This window comes from Streptomyces sp. TRM68416 (assembly GCF_014596915.1).
Classification (GTDB): domain Bacteria; phylum Actinomycetota; class Actinomycetes; order Streptomycetales; family Streptomycetaceae; genus Streptomyces.
This window is the reverse complement of the sequence record NZ_JACVWU010000074.1, coordinates 1-1,173: the sequence shown is the minus strand read 5'-3', so window position 1 is coordinate 1,173 and position 1,173 is coordinate 1. Positions and strand designations below refer to the sequence as shown.

At 66.9% G+C, this 1,173-nt stretch carries 1 pseudogene; it reads left to right on the top strand.

Annotation, left to right across the window (positions count from 1 at the left end):
• Nucleotides 1-1,173: pseudogene (locus tag ICC28_RS39965) on the top strand (peptidase S8); the annotation flags it as partial.

Genomic DNA, 1,173 nt, shown 5'->3' with positions numbered 1-1,173 from the left:
GCTGAAGGCCATCAACCGGGACGGCACCCCGTCCGAGAACTGGGGCGCCTTCCTGCTGGGTACCTCGGGTCTCGCCCGGGACAAGTTCTACTTCCCGTACGACGCCGACGGCACGGCCACGGTGCGTGTGCCCAAGGGCGGGTACATCCTGGACTCCAACATCTCCGTGGACGCCGACGACGCCACGAAGGGCCTCGACTGGCTGGCCCAGCCGAAGCTGACCGTCAACAAGAACACGACGGTCACGCTGGACGCCCGTACCGCCAAGCCGGTGGACATCACCGTTCCGGACGCGGCCGCCAAGTCGGAGTTCGCCTCGCCGGGCTTCGACCTCACGGTGGGCGACTCGGGCTACGGGTTCGTCTGGTTCCTGGACAGCTACGCCAACTTCGGTTCCAAGGGCCTCGGTCCGAAGATCACCGACGGTTCGCTGAGCCAGCACTGGGACGGCCACTGGAGCAAGGGCGCCAAGGCCCAGTACTCCGTCGTCGGCGGCGGCAAGGTCCAGCAGCTCGCCACCGGTTACACCAAGCACTACAAGGCGAGCGAACTGGCCACCGTGAAGGTCGGCATGGGCGCCTCGTCCAGCGGCAAGAAGGGCGCCGTCGGCGCCGTGGGCTGGCTGCCCGACGTCAGCGGTGCCTCCTCGATCGGCATCAGCCAGAAGCTGCCCGGCACCCGCACGCTGTACCTGTCCACCACCTCCGGTGTGAAGTGGGGACTGGACTTCGAGCAGATCGGCGGCGTCGACGCCGAGGGCTGGCCGATCACCGAGGCGTACTACACGCTCGGCTCCGACCAGACCTTCAAGGCCGGCCGGACCTACTCGAAGAAGTTCAACACGGCCGTCTTCGGCCCGAACCTGAACGCCGACTTCGGCCTGTACCGCGAGCGCAACAACATCTACGGCTACCTGCCGCTGTTCGCCGACGGTGCCAAGCACGCCGGTTCGTCGCTCTTCACCTCGGTGAACACCTCCCTCTACCGCAACGGCACCAAGGTCGGTTCGCACGACGACCCGCTGTTCGGCGAGAAGATGTTCAAGGTCCCGTCCGGTGACGCCGAGTACAAGCTGACCACCTCGGTCAAGCGGAGCGTCAAGGTCGCCGCCGCCTCCACGCGGATCGACGCGAGCTGGACCTTCCGTTCCAAGAAGCCCGCGTCCGACCTGGC